Source organism: Alcaligenes sp. 13f, from assembly GCF_020496585.1.
GTDB lineage: Bacteria > Pseudomonadota > Gammaproteobacteria > Burkholderiales > Burkholderiaceae_B > Alcaligenes > Alcaligenes phenolicus.
In genome coordinates, this window is the sequence record NZ_JAHKKC010000060.1 from 1 (window position 1) to 954 (window position 954).

Below are 954 nucleotides of genomic sequence, written 5' to 3' on the forward strand. Positions count from 1 at the left end.
TTATTTTTTTGTTCTCCCGCCCAGGCGATGAGGTGTCGCTCACGATTCTACGGTTTTCGGTCGATCAGGCCTCAGATCACACCATCAGGCCGTTTGCGGGCCGGGGGCAAGCTCGCAGGCGCGTGAACAAACGTAAAAACCGCGCCAGCAACAGCGCGATCTTCTTCATATTCTGGGCCGTAGCGGCCAGCAAGCACTGTTCAAGCACCTTGGCTAGCCCGCGCATACGGGCATAGCGATGACCATGCAACTGCTTGGCGTCAGCGAAGCTGCGCTCGACGGTCTCCTTGCGCCGGGTGTAGACCCGTTTGCCCCACTCGGTCAGCCGCCTGGCATCGACCGCCTCCTTGGCCGCCTCCCATACGTGACGCACCACCACCTTGGTGTGGTTGGCGCTGCGGGTACAGCGCAAGCGGTCCCCACAGCCGACGCAGTGCGCCGGATCGGAGTGGTACTGCCGATAGCCTTCCCGGCTGGTCGTGCGATACGTCAGGTCCTGCCCGCCTGGGCAGGTGTAGCAGTCACGAGCCTGGTCATAGACGTATTGCCGCTTGTAGAAGTAGCCCGGCCGGTGGGTCGGCCTGCGATACCCCATCACCCCGGCAATCTCGCGCACTTCCAGCCCATGGCATACCTGTGGCGTGAAGTATCCCGCGTCCAATCCCACCCTGTCCGGCGCGAATCCGAAGCGCTCGCACTGACGATCCAAGCGGTTCAAATACGGCTGGCTGTCATGGACATTGCCCGGCGTGACGTGTGTGTCGGTGATGATCGCGTGCTTGCTATCGACGGTGCGATGGTCCAGGTAGAAGAACCCCCGCGGCTTGTCGTCTCGCACCATGAACCCGCTGTCCGGATCGGTCCGGCTGACCTTGATCTCCTTGGGCTTGCCCGAACCCGGCTGGCCCCCATCGCCATCCTCATCGTCTGCGCGCGCCTTCAACGGCTTCTTGC

The 954-nt window shown here is 62.7% G+C and carries 1 protein-coding gene; it reads right to left on the reverse strand.

Annotated elements, in window-relative coordinates; all coding sequences use genetic code 11:
* Positions 1 to 76: 76 nt before the first annotated feature.
* A partial coding sequence (locus tag KOE80_RS20120; RefSeq protein ID WP_226349844.1) for an IS1182 family transposase occupies positions 77 to 954 on the reverse strand: 878 nt, incomplete at its 5' end.